We start from the raw sequence: 19358 nt of genomic DNA, 5'->3' as shown, positions 1-19358 counted from the left end.
ATAATAAATCCAGTTTTATTTTATCATAGGGGGAAGTAGTAAGCAAAACTAAGATTTTATTTAATATTTTTTGATAAAGATTAAATATTTAAAATTAATTAAAAAAATATAATTTAAGCTAACATTTATTTAAAAGCTAAAACAAAGAACTATCTCAAACAGCTAAATATGTTTTTGAGATAGTCCTTAAAAAATCATAGAGGTTAATTAGTAATATAAATTACAGTAGGTTTTAAAACTCATTATATATTTTGAGTTCTTACAATAAATTATTCATTAGACTCATAATTTGTTACTTCTTTTATTGTATTATCCTCATTGATAAATACAACTTTAGGTTTATGTTTTTTAGCTTCTTCTTCATCCATTTGACAATACGCTATTATAATAACTTTATCTCCAGGTTGTACAAGTCTTGCAGCAGCTCCATTTAAACAAATAACTCCTGAATCTCTTTTTCCTGGAATTACATACGTTTCAAGTCTTGTTCCATTATTTATATCCACAATTTGAACTTTTTCATTTTCTAATATATTTGCTTCTTCCATTAAGGTTTTATCTATTGTAATACTTCCTACATAATTTAATTCTGCTTGTGTTATTGTTGCTCTGTGTATCTTTCCTTTTAACATTGTAAGTATCATATTTAAATTCCTTCCTTTATATGTTTTTTATATACTCTAAATATTAAATATGAAATTATCTATTAATCTTGTTTTACCTATATAAACTGCTATTGGTATTAAAGCAGTAGTGTTTACTATCTCTAGATCATTTAATGATTCACTATCTACTATTTCAACATAGTCTATTTTGGCTAAAGGTTCTTTGTTTAATTCATTTACTATAATATCTTTAATTATTTTAGAATTTCTTTCACCATGCTTTAATTCTTCTTTAGCTAATGAAAGACTTCTATTTAATACTAATGCAGCTTTTCTTTCTTCTTTAGAAAGATATACATTTCTAGAGCTCTTAGCTAGTCCATCTTTTTCACGTACTATAGGGCATGATAGTATTTCTATATTTATGTTTAGATCCCTAACCATCCTCTTTACAACAGCTATTTGTTGAAAATCTTTTTCTCCAAAATAAGCTTTATCTGGAGTAATTATATTAAAAAATTTAGAGAGAACTAAACAAACTCCATCAAAATGTCCAGGTCTTTTTGCTCCACAAAGTACATTTGTAAGTTCCGAAACAGAAACTGTTGTGGATTTATTATTAAAATACATTTCTTCTTTATCAGGATTAAATACTATACTTGCTCCAGATTTTTTACAAATCTCTAAGTCCTCATCTATATTTTTGGGATAACTGTCATAATCCTCATTAGGACCAAATTGTGTTGGATTTACGAATACACTGACAACTACCTTATCATTTTCAGATACAGCTTTTTCAATTAAACTTTTATGACCTTCATGAAGACAACCCATTGTTGGTACATAGCCTATTGTTAAACCATCTTTTTTCCAGTCCTTGATTATACTTCTAATATCCTTAATTTCTTTTAATAACATTGAATTTAACCACCTTTAATTAATATAATTTTTTTAATTCAGTTTCATTTATTTTAAAGCTATGTTTATCTTGTGGGAAAAAGCCTTCTTCAACTTCACCAATATAAGTTTTTATTGATTCTCTCATAGTATTTCCTACATTAGCATATTGCTTAACAAATTTAGGAACAAAATCATCAAACATTCCAAGCATATCTTGATAAACTAAAATTTGTCCATCACACTTATTGCCAGCACCTATTCCTATTGTTGGAATAGATATCTCTTTTGTTATAAGTTCAGCTACTTCTTTAGGAATACATTCAAGTACAATTGCAAATGCACCTGCTTTTTCAATCAATTTAGCATCCTCTATAAGTTTTCTTGCAGCATCTTCATTTTTTCCCTGTATTTTAAATCCACCCAAAGCATTAATTGATTGAGGAGTTAATCCTAAATGCCCCATAACTGGAATTTGAGCATCTACAATAGCTTTGAGCTGATTTATTACATTTGCTCCACCTTCAAGTTTAACTGCATTTGCTCCACCTTCTTTAATAATTCTACCTGCATTTTCAATAGCTTTTTCATTTGAAATATGATAAGAAAGAAATGGCATATCACTTACTATAAGTGAATTTTTAGCACCTTTTTTTACTGCTTTTGTATGATATATAATTTCATCAACAGTAACAGATAAAGTATTATCTTCACCTTTTATAACCATTCCCAGAGAATCCCCTACTAAAATTCCGTTAACACCACTTTCGTCAATAATTTTTGCCATTGAATAATCATATGCAGTAAGCATACTTATTTTTTTGCCTTCATTTTTTAATTTTTGAAAAGTTGATACTGAGTTTCTCATTACTCTATTCCCCCTAAAACTTCATAAATATCTTTGTGTTTTTTAGAATGACTAAATAAATTGTTTAATACATTTTCTTGATAAAAATCTACTGAGTTATTCGTAGTAGAATAATCTCTACATTCTTTTAACGAAGTGAGTTTTAATAAATTTAGAGATAGTACTTTATAAATATCTTTATGTTCTTCTTTTAGCATTAAGATATGGTTTTTCACTGTCATAATATCCCCTCTTACTACAGGTCCTGTTAAAGATTTAACAAAACCTTTATCAAAAATACTTTGAATATTACCTTTAACAAGAGGGTAAATAGCTTCTAATGCTTCTTTTTCATTTAATCCTAAATTAATAAAATATTCAGTACCTATTTCTAACAATGACAAAACTAAATTAGAAACTAAAACGTTTGCCAAATGGTAAATTGATGAAGTGTCAGATGATCTAATAAAATATTTATTACCTAACTTAGTAAGAAGTTTAATAATTTCTGAATTTTTATTTGTTATTTCTCCTTCCACTGAAAAAAATATTTTTTCTAACTCTTTTAAATCGGTATTTTTACTTGAAAATGCGAATATTGGGTGTATGGAATAGGTTAATGCACCATAACATTTTGCATTAATTAATACATTTGATGATAATGAACCACTCGTGTGGCAAATAGATTTGTTATTAAGATCAAATTTTGATAGCTGTTTATCTATAGTTGAAATGATGTCATCAGGTGTTGTAATAAATAATATGTCACTTTTTTTAACAAGATCTTCTAAATTATAATAAAGTTTTGATTTAGTAATATTAGCTGCTTCTTGTGTATTTAAAACAGTATTTCCATAAAAGCCAGTTAATTTTATCCCTTTATGAGTAAAGTAGTGCGCTAAAGATACACTTACCTTCCCAGGGCCAATAAATCCTACTCTAATAGTATCACCTCCATAGTGATACAACATCCTAATTTCAATCTCATTCCTATAGATATGAGTTGCTATATATTATTAATTATTAAAAATTTCTGGTGAGGTTCCATAAGATACCACCCAAAATTATTTTAACATCATATTATAGATTTAACAATTATAATTTTTTATAAAAAAATAGAAATTATAAATTAATTATAACTTCTATTTTATGTTGATATAATCACTTATTTTTTACTAATACATAGTATTTTCCGTATCTTTTAACTGGTTTTATTACCTCAAAACCATTAATAAAATCTCCAATTTCTTGATCTTTAGTAACTTCTATTAGAATATTATCTTTTTTATTTTTTTGTGTTCTATCTATTATTACCTTTTTTTTAATTGGCATACTATATAATACTCCTATAATATTAATAACTTCTTAAATATTATATTTAATTTTTTCTAAAATATGCCATATAAACTTTATTATAAAAACATTTTTAATTTTTCTACATTATTTTCTTCAAACTTCTGTAATTGTTTCATTAAATTTAAGATATCTTTTTCACCCTGATTATATTTTCTAATATTTTTTATCGCATCTATAATCCCCATATTACTTCCTAGTATAAGCATTTCAGCAATATGAGATGTCGTCTTATTCCTCAACGTTTGAATATTAATCATAATGTAAGTTCTTATTTTTTCAACTGCACTTATACCTTTTTCATCATAACCATTAAAATTAAGAAGCTCTTTAGCTTTAGTATGTATTTCTTTATAAGTTTTTAATTCTTCATCTAAATGTTCTTTAAAATTTTTATCTTCAACTAACTCCATTAATTTATTAATAGTGTCTACTCCCATTTGTGAATTTTGATATATAAAATTTAACAGTTCTGCATTTCCATTCATAATTGTTACACTCCTTTTTAAACATAGTGTATACAAAATATTTTATAACTATTCTTAGTGTTAATATAAAAAGGAATTTAATTAAACGCTATCCTAAAATTAATCTTATTTCCAATTTTTGTATAAGAAAAGACACCTACATTTCTGTAAGTGCCTTGCATAATTTTTATTATTAATAAAATTTTATATTATTTCTTCTACAGAACAAACTCCATCAATATTATGAATAGATAATATATATTCCATATGGTCCCACGTTTTAATAAGTTTTAATGTCATTACTAAGCCAATAATTTTTTTGTTTTCCTCATCAATTGTTTTCCTTAATTCAATATTTGATATCTTAGTTCCATCTTTTTTAACAGAAGACATAAAATTAGCTACCCCATTAATATCTTCAAATTTCACATATATATCCATCATTTTAGAGTGAGTTTGCATATAATTATCTAGTTTATGTAGTCCTGTTACGACTCCCAATAAATATATGCACGATATAATTGCACCTTCATAAAAGCCTATTCCTATTGCTAACCCCATACAAGCACATGCCCAAAGTCCTGCTGCTGTTGTAAGACCTTTAACTTGATTTTTACCAACAACCATTATAGTTCCTGCACCTAAAAAACCTATTCCACTTATAACTTGAGCTCCCATTCTACTAGCATCACCTGATAATTTAAGTATATCAGTCATATATTGACTTGTTATCATAATAATAGTTGCTCCAATGCATACTAAAATGTGTGTTCTAAATCCAGCTGGTCTATTTTTTCTACCTCTTTCAGCACCAATGATGCCAGCACAAATTGTTGCTAATGTAAGTCTTAAAATAATTGATATAGTATTAATCTCTCTTAAATAGAGTATTAATTCATGCATACTATCACCTACCTTTAGTGATACTTTTAAATGTCTAATTAAATAAACTTAAAATATCTTCTTCTTTCAATGTACTTATTAATGAACCTACACTTAAATCATCACTTAAAATTTTATCAATAAGTTCTCTTTTAACATCTTGAAGTTCAACTATTTTCTCTTCTATAGTTCCCTGTGATATAAGTTTTATAACTTCAACAGTATTTTGTTGACCTATTCTATGTGCTCTATCTGTAGCTTGATCTTCAACGGCTGGATTCCACCAAGGATCAAAGTGTATTACTATATCAGCACTAGTTAAATTAAGTCCTGTACCACCTGCTTTTAGTGATACTAAAAATACTGAATTTTCTCCTTCATTAAATTCTTCTACCATTTTCATTCTATTAATAGATGAAACTGAACCATCTAAGTATGAAAATAAAATATTATTTTGCTTTAAGATGTTAGCTATATTTTTAAGCACAGAAGTGAATTGTGAGAATACTAATATTTTATGTCCTTCACCGATACTTTGATCTAATAATTCTATAAGTGCTTCTATTTTGCCGCTTCCTCCTGAGTAATTTTCCATTACTATGGATGGATCTAAACATATTTGTCTTAATTTTGTTATATAAGATAGTATTTCTATTTTGCTATTTTTAAACTCATCATCTTCTACTTTTTTTGATATTAATTCTTTAGCATAATCAGAATAAGTTTTATAAACTAATTTTTGTTCGTCACTTAATGGTATTAATAAACGCTTTTCGATTTTATCTGGTAATTCTTTAATTACATTTTTCTTATATCTTCTTAATATAAATGGTTTTACAAGTCTATTAAGTTCTTCCAATATTTCTTTTTCCTCTTCAAGTCTTCTATAATATCTTGTTGTAAATCTCTTTTCATTAAAAAGATATCCTGGCATTATAAAATCAAATATTGACCAAAGCTCCATTAAAGAATTTTCTATTGGAGTACCTGTTAATGCAAATCTTCCATTAGCATTGATCATTTTTACAGCTTTTGCACTTTGTGAAGAGGGATTTTTAATGTTTTGAGCTTCATCTAAAATACAATAACTAAATTCCATTGTATAAAGATCTAAATCCCTTTTTAAAAGATTATATGTTGTTATTATTACATCATAATCATTATAAGATTTAATTAAACTTTCCCTATCCTCTTTATTTCCATTTACTATACATACTTTCATAGAAGGAGCAAACTTTTTAAACTCATTAAACCAATTATATACTAATGAAGTTGGTGCTACTATAAGCGAATATGAATTAGGTTTTGATAATAAAAATGTTATTGCTTGAAGAGTTTTACCAAGTCCCATTTCATCTCCAAGTATTCCACCAAATCCTAAATAATCAAGTGTTCTGAACCAATTATATCCGTCCCTTTGATACTCACGTAATTTAGCTTGAAGACCAAATGGTGGTTGAAATGCCTTATTTTTAATATTTCTTAGTCTTCCTTTAAGTTCTTTTAATTCATCTCTTCCAGTTATAAACCTCAAATCTTTATCATCTAAATATTGTTCTAAATAAACGGCTCTATTTTTATTAACCTCAATAAAATTATTATTTAAAGTTTCTTCCAAAAGCAAATTATCTAATAATGTTAAAGCTTCTTTTAAATTTTGCTCTTCTAAATCTAAAAGTTCTCCATTTTCAAGTTTATAATATTTCAAATTATCTCTAAAACTTCGAAGTATATTTGATGTTTCTTCCTTAGAAATATCCCCTAAAACAAATTCAAAATTAAAATAATCATATTTTCCTTTTCTAATTTCTCCTTTGAAATCTGATTTAGATATCTTCTTTATACCCTTAAAACGCTCAGAATAAAATACCTCACCATAATCTTGTAATTTTTCTACTTCATATCTAAAAAATTTAAATATATCATCATCATCTTTAAAAAAAATAAACTTATTATTTATTTCTTCAAACCCTAGTCTCTTTATTAATCCATAAACTTCTTTTTCCTTTTGAGCATCTCTATATATAACTTTATCTTTAAATTCTTCAAAATAATTAAATTCATGTCCAGCATAAGATACTTTTAAAGTTAAATATACATTTTCTCTTTCCTTATCAAAATAAAATTTGAATGTAACAGGTGCTATTATTACTTTATTTTTAATTGATTTAGATAATATTAATCCATTTGTTAACTGCTGTATTGACGGTATTAATTCTTTTAATATTCTTTTTTCATCACTTTTATTAAATGTAATACCTGAAGTTGCATTAAATACTTTAAGATAAGGAGTTAATCTTTCACATTGCTCTACAGATGGTATATAAATTGACGTACCATATAAAAATACATCTTCATTTTGAGTAAGCGCCTCTGGCATGCCATTTGGTGCTTCTAATATAATATTATTATTCTTTTCTAAAAGCGAAAAAGGAATAGGAATATCCTCATATAATATTTCCGAATCAATTATTCTACAAAAAAATCCATCGCCAAGACAAATTCTATGATTTTTTATTATTTCTAAAAAAGGTTTAACCAATATATCTGGAATAGTTAATGTTTTTCCACTAATTAATTTATCTTGGCTTCTTCTAAAACTGCTTTGTAATCCTTCCATTTCATTAATTCTATATAGAAATTTAATTAATCTTCTATCCTCAAAAGAAAGATTTTGATTTCTTATATCAAAAATAAATTCTTTACCATACTTAATTGGCATTTTGTTATACATATAAGTTAAAAACTGATTTATATCTTTTAAAATATACATTTTATTGCTTTGATTTTTAAGTCCTATCTTAAATTCAGCTTGAAGTTTTGAAGACCAACTATTTCTATTTAATGTTACTTCAAACTTAACTTTTTCTTTATTAGAATCTAACAATAATGCTAAAGTATCCTGACCTTTATTAGTAGATGAAGAAAATATTTCACCATCTTTATTATTTGTATCTTCTAAAAATATAAACTTTTTCGTTAATTCTTCATCATTATCTATTTTATTTAATAGATAATAAAACGAAGCAACTAAATGCTTACAACAATAATTATCCTTAGAAAATTCTTTTTTTTCAAAGTCCAAGCAACTACAATAGGTACCTATAACTTCTTTTGTTTTACTATCAATTTCTATTTTACATGAATATTCACTAAAAAGACTTTCTGAGATAACAGAAGATACTATATCTATCATATGTTTATCAACATTTACATTAATATCTTTTATCAAGTCATTTTTTAATATGTTTTCTGCTTTTAATCTATTTCTACCACTTATACTCTTATTAAATCCTTCTAGTAAAATTTGTTTTATCAATAATATCACCTACAATAAAATATAATAATTTACAGTACCTAATAAATACTATAATATAAACATTTATCAAGTACTGTATACTACTTATTAATTTAGCTATTTAGTTCTTTAAATCTTGTTATTAAAGAAGCATCTATATATTCTGACTTTGAAAATCCTTTTCTAAAATATCTAATTTGTTTATACTTCTTTCCTTGAAGTTCTATATCTAAAACATCTATTCTATCACCTTTAAATACTGTAGGTTCTTTTTTACCTTTTAAATACACGTGTAACTCCATAATTTCATCCTCCTAAATAGTTAAAAGTTTACTTAAATAAATATCTTTAAATTTATTTATTTTTATTTAAGTTATATTCTTCAATGGCTGCAGCTATTTCATTTAAATATTCCCATCTTTCATATTTATGCTCTAATTCTTGTTGGATTTGTTCTTTCTCTTTAATTAATTCATTAAGTTTCCCATAATTAGTAGCATTTTTTTCTAATTGTTTTTCAACATCTTCCATATTTTGTTCAAGATTAGCAATATCATTATCTATAGTTTCAAATTCTTTTTGTTCCTTAAATGTAAACTTTGGTCTATCATCTTTACTTTTAATTCTTTCTTTTCCTTGCTTTTTAGAACCATTACTTGATTTATCAGATATTGAATTTTGATTTGACTCTTCAAATTTTTCAATTTCTTTTGCAATTAAAAAATCACTATAATTTCCGTTATATTCTTTAATCTTTCCATTTGCTTCATAAGAGAATATCTTATTACAAATTCTATCTAAAAAATATCTATCATGAGATACAACAATTACAACTCCAATAAAATCATCTAAAAATGCTTCTAAAATTTTTAATGTTTCAATATCTAAATCATTAGTAGGCTCATCTAAAATTAAAAAGTTTGGAGATTCCATCAAAACTCTTAAGAGATGAAGTCTTCTTCTTTCTCCACCTGATAATTTTTCAATTGGTGTATACTGCATTATGCTATCAAATAAAAATCTTTCACACATTGAAGAGGCTGTTATTTTAGTCCCATCTTCAGTTGGAATGTATTCTCCACCTTCTTTAACATAATCAATAACTCTTAAACTATGATCTATATTAGAATTATCTTGAGCAAAGCAACCTATTTTAACAGTATCACCTATTTCTATTGTTCCACTATCTAAAGGTAATACCCCTCTAATTAAATTCACCAATGTAGTTTTACCAGCACCATTTTCCCCAATTATTCCGATTCTATCATCTCTTAAAAATATATAATTAAAATCTTTAATAAGCTCTTTTTTATCGAAAGATTTGCACACATCATATAATTCAACTACTTTTTTACCAAGTCTTGTTCCAACAAAAGACATATGTACATCTTCCTGTCTCTCAATACTTTTAGTATTTACAAGATCGTCAAATCTTTGAAGTCTAGCTTTTTGTTTAGTTGTTCTAGCTTTAGCACCTCTTCTTACCCATTTTAATTCATTTCTTATTAAAGCTTCTCTTTTTTCTTCTTGAACTTGCTCTGTTTCAAGTCTTTCAACCTTTTTCTCTAAAAAAGCTGTATAGTTTCCTGGATATGAATAAAGATTTCCTCTATCTAATTCTATTATTCTGTTAGCCACTCTATCTAAAAAATATCTATCATGAGTAATGATTAACAAAGCACCTTTTCTTGCATTAAGAAATTCTTCAAGCCATTCTATAGACTTTGCATCCAAATGATTTGTAGGCTCATCTAATATAAGTAATTCGCATGGAGTTATTAATGCAGATGCAAGGGCAACTCTCTTTTTTTGTCCACCTGATAAATTATCAATTTTTTCATTATAATTAGATATTCCAAGTTTATTTAAAATACTTTTAGCTTCACTTTCTAAATCCCACAAATTAAGAGAATCAATTTCTCCTTGAAGTTTTATAAGCTTATTATTTAACTCATCAAAATCTTCACTATTGCAAGAATTTATTTTTTCTAATAAATCTTCATATTCCATAAGAAGTTTCATTTCTCTTGTGTCGCCTCTAAAAATTTGTTCTAATACAGTAGCTCCGCTTTTAAACTGTGGATTTTGCGAAAGATATTCTATTCTTACATTTTTCCCTTTTGTTATATTTCCATCAAAAAATTCATCTTTCCCAGCAACAACTTTTAAAAAAGTTGATTTCCCTGTACCATTAATTCCTATAAGTCCAATTTTATCACCATCATTAATACCTAATGATATATTATTAAGTAGTGTCTTTTCACTATAACTTTTATGTATATTCTCTAATGTAATTATATTCATTAAAATTAAAACTCCTTTATGTATTTCTTCATAATAATAATCTACCTATTATTTTAACACATTTTTAAAAATAGTACCTTATAAAAGAAAAATCACATATAAACTAATGTAAATAAATGATTCTAAGCTTCTCTTAAATTTATACCTCTATGACATTCTAATTTTGCTAGTTCGTCTTTTAATAGTCCTCTTTTTACTATTTAATTGTATAAAAGCAGAAACTTTAATTCATATTTGATCCAAGTATATCTATTGCTTAAAAAAAACTTAATATTACTATAATATTATAAAAATAAAGAAATATTATGTTAATATAGATTATTGATATAAATGTAAACCTTAATTTAATAATAAATACTAATTTATAAACCTACAACTTATAAAAATAAAAAGGGCGGTATAAAATAGAAATGATAACTAACAAAAGCAAAAGAAAAAATACAATATCTAAAAAAATACAAGAAGCAATAAGCAAAATATTAAAAATGGTATTTAGTATATTTATTCTTATATGTATTGGATTTACATTATTATATTTCTTTCATAAAGAGGATAATATAAAATTAAATTATACAGAAATAAAACGTTATATAAATTCAGCCGATAGTGTAAGTAAAGGAAAGTTACAAGTTAATTGGAAACATCTTGCTGCAATTGATTATGTTAGATATGATAAAAACATTTCAAACTCAAATGATCAAGAGATATTAAAATTAGGACAAACATTTTTACAAAAAGATAATAAAAAAAATAAGTATGAACTTATAAATTTAGAAAGTGTGCTTAACAAATTATCATTTAGTGATTCTCAAAAAAAACAAACTTATAAATATCTAAAACAATTAGAATTTATAGGATTGGTGCCAAATAATTTAATGCAAGGTTCATCTACCAAAGAGTTCATTACTGAACTTTCTCCAAAAGCAATTGAATTATATAATAAGTATGGAATTCTTCCGTCTATTACAATATCTCAAGCTATTTTAGAATCTAATTGGGGAAAATCAGATCTTAGTATTAAAGCAAATAATTTATTTGGAATAAAAGCTGATAGTAGTTGGAAAGGGAAAATAATAACTATGACTACATCAGAGTATTACAACTCTGTTATAAAGGATAGTTTTAGAAGCTATGAAAATAAAGCAGATTCTTTAGAAGATTATGGTAAATTCCTTTTAAATAATAAACGCTATAAAGAACATGGTGTTTTTAAATCTTCTCAATATATAGAACAAGCTCAATCAATTGAAAATGCAGGATATAGCACAAAGCAAGATAAAAATGGAAATAACATATATGCTGATTTATTAACTGATATAATAAGAGAAAATGATTTACAAATTATTGACAGTAATGTACAAAGTCAAAAATAAAACTATACTGTACAGAAAAATTAAATTTAACAATAAAGCTAATAATATTATATACTATTAGCTTTATTGTTAATAATTATATACATTATTGCATACATTAAATTAATACTAATATACAATAATTATTTTTGATTATGTACTCCAATACCAGTTATTATTAAGATAGACCAATCTGTTTCTAAATTTTCAATCCATTTACATTCAATATCAAGAAATTTAAGCCAAGCATTAAGGCCATGACTTTTTTTACTAACATTAGGTGACTTTCTTCCATGTTGTTCTTTTATAAATTCTAATAATTCTATTTGTTGATTTTGGGTTAATTCTTTATCTAATAATTCTTTTATTTTTTCACAACACTCATTATAAGCTATTGCATCTTCTAAATATAGCTCATCTGCATACACTTGTCTTTCTTTATTTAAAAGATCTGAAATTTCATTAATCTCATCTACATTTGATAAATAGTGTTTAACTCTTCTTAGTGCTTCAATATCAGCATCCAATTTATTTATTGTTTTTTCTAGTTTTTCAAATTTCATTTTCTATTCTCACTTTTCTATTTTATTTAATAATTAAATCTTATTAAGATAGTTTATTATAACATTAATTTTAAAATCTTTAAATTAAATTCTCTATTTAAATAAATTTCATCCCATAATTAAAGTATACATTTTTTAACACTTGCAAACTGTTTTATATAACAAATTTAAAAGAACTTATTAATAAATACTTATTCTGATTTATTTGCTTAGTATTTGACAATACTAATTATAAATTTAATTTTATTTTTATGGAGTAATAATTATGAATAAAAAAGCAATTATTATTGGAGCAGGTGTTGGAGGTCTTTCACTTGGTGCACGACTTCTATCTAAGGGTTTTGAAGTTGAAATACTTGAAAAAAATTTAACTATTGGAGGTAAAACTAACTTACTAGAATATGGTGGCTTTAAATTTAATTTAACTGCGTCTTTACTAATGTTTTATACAGATTACATTGAAATATTTAAGTATTGTAATAAAAATTATAAGGATTACTTTTCTCTTATACCTTTAAAAACACTTTATAAAGTATTTTATTATGATAATACTACTTATAATTTTGATAGTGAATTATCATCTTTGTCTAAAAAAATATATAACATAACTGAAGGAAATATTAATGACATATATGGATACTTTAATTTTATATCTTATAATTATCAAAAATATCTTATTTCTAATAAATATTTTTTAAATAGAGCTTTCTTTAAAACTAATGATTTTATCAATCCAAATATAATTTATAAAACACTAGATTTACGAACACTTCCCTCTTGTTATAAAGATTGTAAAAAACATATTAAAAATAAAAAACTTATAGATTATCTTTTGTTTCAAAGTATGTATATAGGGGTATCTCCTTATGATGCATCTAATATATACAATTCTATACCAGCAGTAACACAAATAGAAGGATTATATCATATAAAAGGAGGCATATATTCATATATAAAAGCATTAGAAAAACTTATACTAAATCAAAATGGAATAATTAAAACTAAACATGAAGTTAAGAAAATATTATTTGATAAAAATAATAATGCGATTGGTGTTTTAGTTAATAATGAAAAAAAATTTGCTGATTTAATCATTTGTAATAGTGATTATTCTTATACTATAGATAAACTTATAGAAAATAATGATATTAAAAAATTATTTAAACCAATAGACAAGTTAAAATATTCTTGTTCAACATTTATTTTATACTTGGGACTAAATAAAAAATATCCAATACTTAATGTAAATAATATATATATAAATAAAAATTTCAAAAAAAATATAAATGCCCCTTTTAAAGGATTGCTTTCAAAAAATCCATCATTATATATTTATTGTCCTAGTTCTATAGATAATAGTGTTTGTCCTAATGGTTACGAAATAATCAATATTATGGTAAGAGTTCCTAATCTGCTTTACAATAAAATAAATTGGAATTTTAAAACTATAGCTAATATTAAAAATCAAATTTTAAATCTCTTATCATCAATAGATACTCTTAATGATATAAGAGATCATATAGTATTAGAAAAATATCTAACACCTCTTGATTTTTATGATACTTTTAATACTTACAATGGATGTGCTTTTGGTTTAAGTCATACTTTAAATCAAACTAATATTTTCAGACCACAATCTGAAATAAAAGGTATTAAAAATTTATTTTTCACAGGAGCATCTACACATCCTGGCAATGGAATTTCTATGGTTCTTAAATCTTCTAAAATTTGTTGTGATAGAATATGTGATTTATATAAATTATAATAAATATTATTATAATTCTCTTTATTGTTAGCAAAATATATGTATTATAAAATTTTTGTATTTATATAAAACGTCTATCCCATTAACTCAAGATAAACTTTAGATCTGGAATAGACGTTTATTAAAAACATAAATCTTATATTAAATTATCTTCTTTTAATAAGTTAAATAATGTTGGATTAAAATTAAATTCATTTATTAAATTTTTAACCTCATTTAAAGATTTTTCTTTTTTATCCTTAGATAGTTTCATTTTTGATGCTCTAATTAATATATTTTTAGGAGAATGTGCTATATCTATAAATTCAAGAAGTTGAGTTTTATATCCAGCACATTCTAAAAGATTTGCACGAACTGAATCAGTCATAAGTGCTGCTATTCTTTCTTGTACTATTCCATAGTTTGTTAGTATAGAAAATTTTTCAGATTTCATTTGACTATTAAATTCATGTTGACAACATGGAACTGAAAATATCATTTTACTATTCCATTTTATTGCATTATATAAAGCATAATCTGTAGCTGTATCACATGCATGTAACGTTATTACCATATCGACTTTATTATTATATTTGAATCCATTTATATCCCCTAGTTCAAAATGTAAGTTTGCATAATTATATCTTTTAGCTATTTCATTACATTTTCTAATGACATCTGATTTAAGATCTAAACCTATCATTTTTACATTAATTTTTTTAATTTCTACAAAATAATAATATAATACAAATGTTAAATATGATTTTCCACATCCAAAATCTAATATAGTAAGTTCTTTATATTCATTTTTTTTGATTTCATCATCTATAATCTCTATAAATCTATTAATCTGTTTATACTTATCATATTTTGAATTAATAACCTTACCTTCTTTAGTGAAGACACCTAAATCAATAAGAGGTTGAATTAGCATACCCTCTTTAAGAATATAATTTTTTTCTTTATTATGGTTTTTATTAACAAGCTTTGCATTATCACTCTTCTTTTTACCTAAATGAACTTTACCTTTTTTAGATATTTTCAAATCAAATGTATATTTATCTGCCCAAGCTGAAAGTTGTTTATAGTTAGAAAATACATATTCTAAAAGCTTATTTTTAAACATATTTATATTGATATTTTCATGAAATACTTGCTTATCAGTATATTTTTCTATTTGATAATATTGTTCTTTATTGTTTTCTTTTAATATAAATGTTATTTTGTTATATTTAACATCTTTGTTAATTTTATTGCTAATTACTACTTTTATAATATTTTGCTCTGCAATCTCATTAATTGCTTTTTTTAATTCTTCCATTTTTCCACACCTTATCGTTTATTTTATAAGCAAATTTATCTAATAGATTCACTAAACTTTATTTTTTGAATTTAATAAATTTAACTTATTGTTATTTAATAATTACATATATATCAGATATTATAAATTTAAAATAAAAACTTAAAGGTATCTTTATATGTAATAACAATATTATATATTGTAACTTAAGTAATTTAAACTTTTTTATAAGAATTTATATATAATATCTTTTTATAGCATTATTAAAAAATACTAGTATATTTAATATATAGTCTCTATTTCTAAAACACATATTCAATGCTTATTTGGATAAACTATATTTATATATAGTTTTAAATGGTGGTGATGAAGATAATGATAAAAAAACTAAATATTTTTATAATATGCTTTTTAGTTATTTTCAACATATCTGTCAAATCAAATGCAAATGATAATATGGATTATGTTATACAAATGAAACAAGATATTTTAACTCTTATGTTAGCTTATCCAGAATATATAGTAGGAGTTGAAAAAAAAGATAATGATAAAGTATATATAATTATGAAATCTGGTAAAAAAATTTTATACGATGATAAATTAAATAAAACTCATGAACAAAAATTAGAAAATCCAGATCTTCAAGATATGTTAGAACAATATTATCCTTTTGAAAAAAATACTAATGTTATGGATAAAACTTTTGATCCAGGAAGAGCTAGACAGTATGATCTTTTAGGAGAAGTTTATGGGAACTCTAAAAAAGCTATAGAATCAAATTTAACTCATTTAAAATATGGATATAAAAATTATCAATTTAATAAAAAAAATAATGCTAATACATGTTTAGAAGAGGTATTAAAAGAACTTATACCACTTTCAAAAAATAGAGGTGATATAGCTTCAATACTTTATCCACCTAGTGGAACTTATAATTATAGAGTTATTTCTGGTACTGGAAGACTCAGCCCTCATTCTTATGGTATAGCAATTGATTTAAAAAGTGATAGAAAAGATTATTGGAAATGGTGTTCACAAGAAGATGGTTCAAAAAGAGTTTCAGAATATCCTAAAGAATTGGTTGATGCATTTGAAAAAAATAATTTTATTTGGGGTGGAAAATGGGGACATTTTGATATTTTACATTTTGAATATAGGCCTGAAATAATATTGAAAGCTAGATATTTTACTGCTTTTAATAAGAATAATAAATGGTATGAAGGTGCTCCTGTTGAAGAAGAAACTACTAAAAACTATATTGATATTATTGAAAAAACATTAAATTAAAATATTAATTATTAGAAAGAGGTAGTAATTATGTTAATATCTAAATTAAAAAGAGCCTCAATAATAACTATACGTATTGTTACAATTATAATAATAGGTTTATGTATTAATACTTATAATTATAAAAAAGTTTCAGCATATACAATTAGTGATGATGATATTAAAAATTATGTAGAAAATGTATTTCATATAAAAAGTAAAGCAATATTAACTCAAGATTTAGAATGTTTAAAAAATATATATAATACTGAAGGAAAACTTGGACAATGGGCTTATCAATATGAAGAAAAGAAAATAAAGTATATAAATAATTGGGCTGAAAAGCAAGGTGTTAAATTTATAAATATAAAACCTAAAACTAAAATTACAAAATCTAAAGTTGGAGAAAAGCTATCATCTTTTAACATACTCTGTAGTACAGAATATCAATATATATATCCAGATCAACCTGATTTAATTAATACATCAAAGATAGGAACATATCATTGTTTACAAGTAGTTAATAAAAATGATGAATTAAAAATAGTAAAAGAATGGTATACTGATCCTTTTGCAGATTCTCTAAATTTGGAAAATATTAAAGTAGATGATATAAAAGAGTTTATAAAAGTACAACCTAGAAGAGATTTTTCTAATATTAATGAAAAAAGAAAAAATGCACTACAATATGCTGAAAAATTTTGTGGATTATCAAATGATGAAGAAAATGAATTTAAATACAATAAAAAGTATAAAAATTTTAATTGTGAAGGAGGAGATTGTGCAAATTTTGCTTCACAAATATTACATGAAGGTGGAAAATTCAAAAAAAATTCTGCATGGAATTATGAAAAAGGGAGTGCTACAGGAGAATGGGTAAATGCAGATAAATTTACTAATTATATTTTAAATAGTGGAAGGGCTTCTGTTATAGCAAGAGGAAGTTATGAAAAAGTATATAAATTATCTTACAAACTTCTTCCAGGAGATATTGTAGCTTACGAAAAAAAAGGAGATATAACACATATTTCTGTTGTTACTGGAGCTGATTCAAAAGGCTATACTTTAGTCACTTGCCATAATACTGATAGAAATAATGTTCCTTGGGATTTAGGCTGGAGTAATAAAAAAATTAAATTTTGGTTAATAAGAGTACATTATTAATATAAAATCACTGCCTCAAAATTTATTTATATTTTGATTTTAACTAAAATAATAAATTTGGGGCAGATCATTTATAATATAATTTATATTATACTTTTAATTTTCATCTACAGCTAAAACACTTAAAGTAGCATTTGTTATACTAAGACCTGCTGCAACTCCTACAAATGAATTTGAAGAAACTTGGACAGTATAAGTGAATTTTCCTGGATTAGCATGCCCATCATAAAATTGAAATGCAAATGTTTCTGCTTCAAATATCTCTGCTATTGATGAAAATACCCAAGAACCTCCAACTAATTGTTCAGAACCATTTTCCACATATTTTTTAACAGTAAATACTAAATTTACATTAAGCTCTGCTGTCATATTTATTTGTGAAGTAAAAGTTAAAAGTACCGAAGGATCTTTTAACTTTGAAGTATCTATAGTAACACTTGCTACTGGTAAATCGTTTATTAATTGTGTTGTTAATACTGGTAATGGGCCTACACCACCAGTATTAGCTTTTAAAATGACATTATTTCTTTCTTCCCTTTTTACTCTGCAAGTTCTTTGCACATTTTGATTAGAACATGCTTGAGCTGAAACTTCTTGTAAATATCTTTCAAAATTTCTTTCTTCTGCCGTTCTTGTTTGAGCATTTCTATTTTGATTTGCTCCACAATATAAAGGTTTCAAATTCGTTCATCCTCCTTTTTTTATCTTTTGCTTTAATTAAATAAATATATTTATCGTATATAATAATTATAAATGATAATATTCTTATAATTATTACTTTAAATCTAATCTTGATCTACTGCCAAAACACTTAAAGTAGCATTACTTATAGTTAATCCTGCTGCAACACCTATAAATGAATTCGATGAAATTTGAACAGTATAAGTGAATTTTCCTGGATTAGCAGCTATATCATAAAATTGAAATGCAAATGTTTCTGCTTCAAATACCTCTGCTATTGATGAAAATACCCAAGAACCTCCAACTGTTTGCTCAGATCCATTTTCTACATATTTTTTAACAGTAAATACTAAATTTACATTAAGCTCTGCTGTCATATTTATTTGTGAAGTAAAAGTTAAAAGTACTGAAGGATCTTTTAATTTTGAAGTATCTATAGTAACACTTGTTACTGGTAAATCCTTTATTAATTGTGTTGTTAATACTGGTAATGGACCTACTCCACCAGTATTAGCTTTTAAAATTGCTTTCCCCATTAATGTTTTCCTCCTTTTTATCATTTGTGTCGTTATAATATAATATATTCTAATAAATTATATATTGTTACAATACATGGTTATAGCTTTAGTAGATTT

18 protein-coding genes are annotated in these 19358 nt (G+C 24.6%); 4 read left to right on the top strand and 14 right to left on the bottom strand.

All coding sequences use genetic code 11. From position 1 onward, the window contains the following. Positions 1-269: 269 nt before the first annotated feature. From panD to KYD98_RS05420, 10 genes are all read right to left on the bottom strand, one after another. Entirely contained in the window at positions 270-644 is a 375-nt protein-coding gene (gene panD / locus KYD98_RS05465; protein ID WP_219778588.1) for an aspartate 1-decarboxylase, read from the bottom strand. Positions 645-680: 36 nt separating this feature from the next. Continuing rightward, on the bottom strand, positions 681-1523 hold the full coding sequence (panC, locus tag KYD98_RS05460) for a pantoate--beta-alanine ligase (RefSeq protein ID WP_219778587.1): 843 nt from the start codon (positions 1521-1523) through the stop codon (positions 681-683). 19 nt (positions 1524-1542) lie between these two features. Then, positions 1543-2370 carry a 3-methyl-2-oxobutanoate hydroxymethyltransferase gene (gene panB / locus KYD98_RS05455; protein WP_219778586.1) on the bottom strand — a complete coding sequence of 276 codons (828 nt, stop codon included), beginning with the start codon at positions 2368-2370 and terminating at the stop codon, positions 1543-1545. Then, positions 2370-3320, bottom strand: coding sequence for a Rossmann-like and DUF2520 domain-containing protein (locus tag KYD98_RS05450; protein WP_219778585.1), 951 nt, complete (start codon positions 3318-3320; stop codon positions 2370-2372). Before KYD98_RS05450 ends, panB begins: the two co-directional genes overlap by 1 nt. Before the next feature lie 190 nt (positions 3321-3510). After that, on the bottom strand, positions 3511-3681 hold the full coding sequence (locus tag KYD98_RS05445; protein WP_219778584.1) for a hypothetical protein: 171 nt from the start codon (positions 3679-3681) through the stop codon (positions 3511-3513). Positions 3682-3761: 80 nt separating this feature from the next. After that, a complete protein-coding gene (locus KYD98_RS05440) occupies positions 3762-4190 on the bottom strand; it encodes a hypothetical protein (RefSeq protein ID WP_219778583.1) in 429 nt (142 codons plus the stop codon). 183 nt (positions 4191-4373) lie between these two features. Next, complete coding sequence (locus KYD98_RS05435) at positions 4374-5072, bottom strand: MgtC/SapB family protein (RefSeq protein ID WP_219778582.1); 699 nt, start codon at positions 5070-5072, stop codon at positions 4374-4376. A gap of 34 nt (positions 5073-5106) precedes the next feature. Beyond that, positions 5107-8370: a DEAD/DEAH box helicase gene (locus KYD98_RS05430; RefSeq protein WP_219778581.1), complete on the bottom strand. Its 3264-nt coding sequence runs from the start codon at positions 8368-8370 to the stop codon at positions 5107-5109. A 92-nt stretch (positions 8371-8462) separates the two neighbouring features. Beyond that, positions 8463-8651: a hypothetical protein gene (locus KYD98_RS05425; protein ID WP_219778580.1), complete on the bottom strand. Its 189-nt coding sequence runs from the start codon at positions 8649-8651 to the stop codon at positions 8463-8465. Positions 8652-8703: 52 nt separating this feature from the next. Beyond that, positions 8704-10653, bottom strand: a complete 1950-nt coding sequence (locus tag KYD98_RS05420) for an ABC transporter ATP-binding protein (RefSeq protein WP_219778579.1) — start codon at positions 10651-10653, stop codon at positions 8704-8706. Between the two features lie 410 nt (positions 10654-11063). Between KYD98_RS05420 and KYD98_RS05415 the strand changes: the two genes are divergently transcribed. After that, positions 11064-12026, top strand: a complete 963-nt coding sequence (locus tag KYD98_RS05415; RefSeq protein ID WP_219778578.1) for a glycoside hydrolase family 73 protein — start codon at positions 11064-11066, stop codon at positions 12024-12026. A 122-nt stretch (positions 12027-12148) separates the two neighbouring features. Here KYD98_RS05415 and KYD98_RS05410 read toward each other — a convergent pair whose 3' ends face one another. After that, on the bottom strand, positions 12149-12568 hold the full coding sequence (locus KYD98_RS05410) for a hypothetical protein (protein WP_219778577.1): 420 nt from the start codon (positions 12566-12568) through the stop codon (positions 12149-12151). A gap of 265 nt (positions 12569-12833) precedes the next feature. On the opposite strand from KYD98_RS05410, the gene KYD98_RS05405 reads away from it, so the two are divergent. Then, positions 12834-14333: a phytoene desaturase family protein gene (locus KYD98_RS05405; protein WP_219778576.1), complete on the top strand. Its 1500-nt coding sequence runs from the start codon at positions 12834-12836 to the stop codon at positions 14331-14333. Positions 14334-14469: 136 nt separating this feature from the next. Here KYD98_RS05405 and KYD98_RS05400 read toward each other — a convergent pair whose 3' ends face one another. Beyond that, positions 14470-15633: a class I SAM-dependent methyltransferase gene (locus KYD98_RS05400; protein WP_219778575.1), complete on the bottom strand. Its 1164-nt coding sequence runs from the start codon at positions 15631-15633 to the stop codon at positions 14470-14472. 354 nt (positions 15634-15987) lie between these two features. Between KYD98_RS05400 and KYD98_RS05395 the strand changes: the two genes are divergently transcribed. Together KYD98_RS05395 and KYD98_RS05390 are read left to right on the top strand one after the other, a co-directional pair. After that, the gene (locus KYD98_RS05395; RefSeq protein ID WP_219778574.1) at positions 15988-16899 is read left to right on the top strand and encodes a M15 family metallopeptidase; all 912 of its coding nucleotides are present in this window, start codon (positions 15988-15990) and stop codon (positions 16897-16899) included. A gap of 30 nt (positions 16900-16929) precedes the next feature. Next, on the top strand, positions 16930-18042 hold the full coding sequence (locus KYD98_RS05390; protein WP_219778573.1) for an amidase domain-containing protein: 1113 nt from the start codon (positions 16930-16932) through the stop codon (positions 18040-18042). A gap of 96 nt (positions 18043-18138) precedes the next feature. Here the strand turns inward: KYD98_RS05390 and KYD98_RS05385 are convergent, their stop codons facing one another. After that, complete coding sequence (locus KYD98_RS05385; RefSeq protein WP_219778572.1) at positions 18139-18723, bottom strand: DUF4489 domain-containing protein; 585 nt, start codon at positions 18721-18723, stop codon at positions 18139-18141. A gap of 104 nt (positions 18724-18827) precedes the next feature. Next, entirely contained in the window at positions 18828-19259 is a 432-nt protein-coding gene (locus KYD98_RS05380; protein ID WP_219778571.1) for a DUF4489 domain-containing protein, read from the bottom strand. Between the last annotated feature and the right edge of the window lie 99 nt (positions 19260-19358).

It is taken from the genome of Clostridium weizhouense, assembly GCF_019431045.1.
Lineage (GTDB): Bacteria > Bacillota > Clostridia > Clostridiales > Clostridiaceae > Clostridium > Clostridium weizhouense.
Note: the sequence above shows the minus strand (reverse complement) of the source record. Positions and strands in the feature narration are given on the sequence as shown.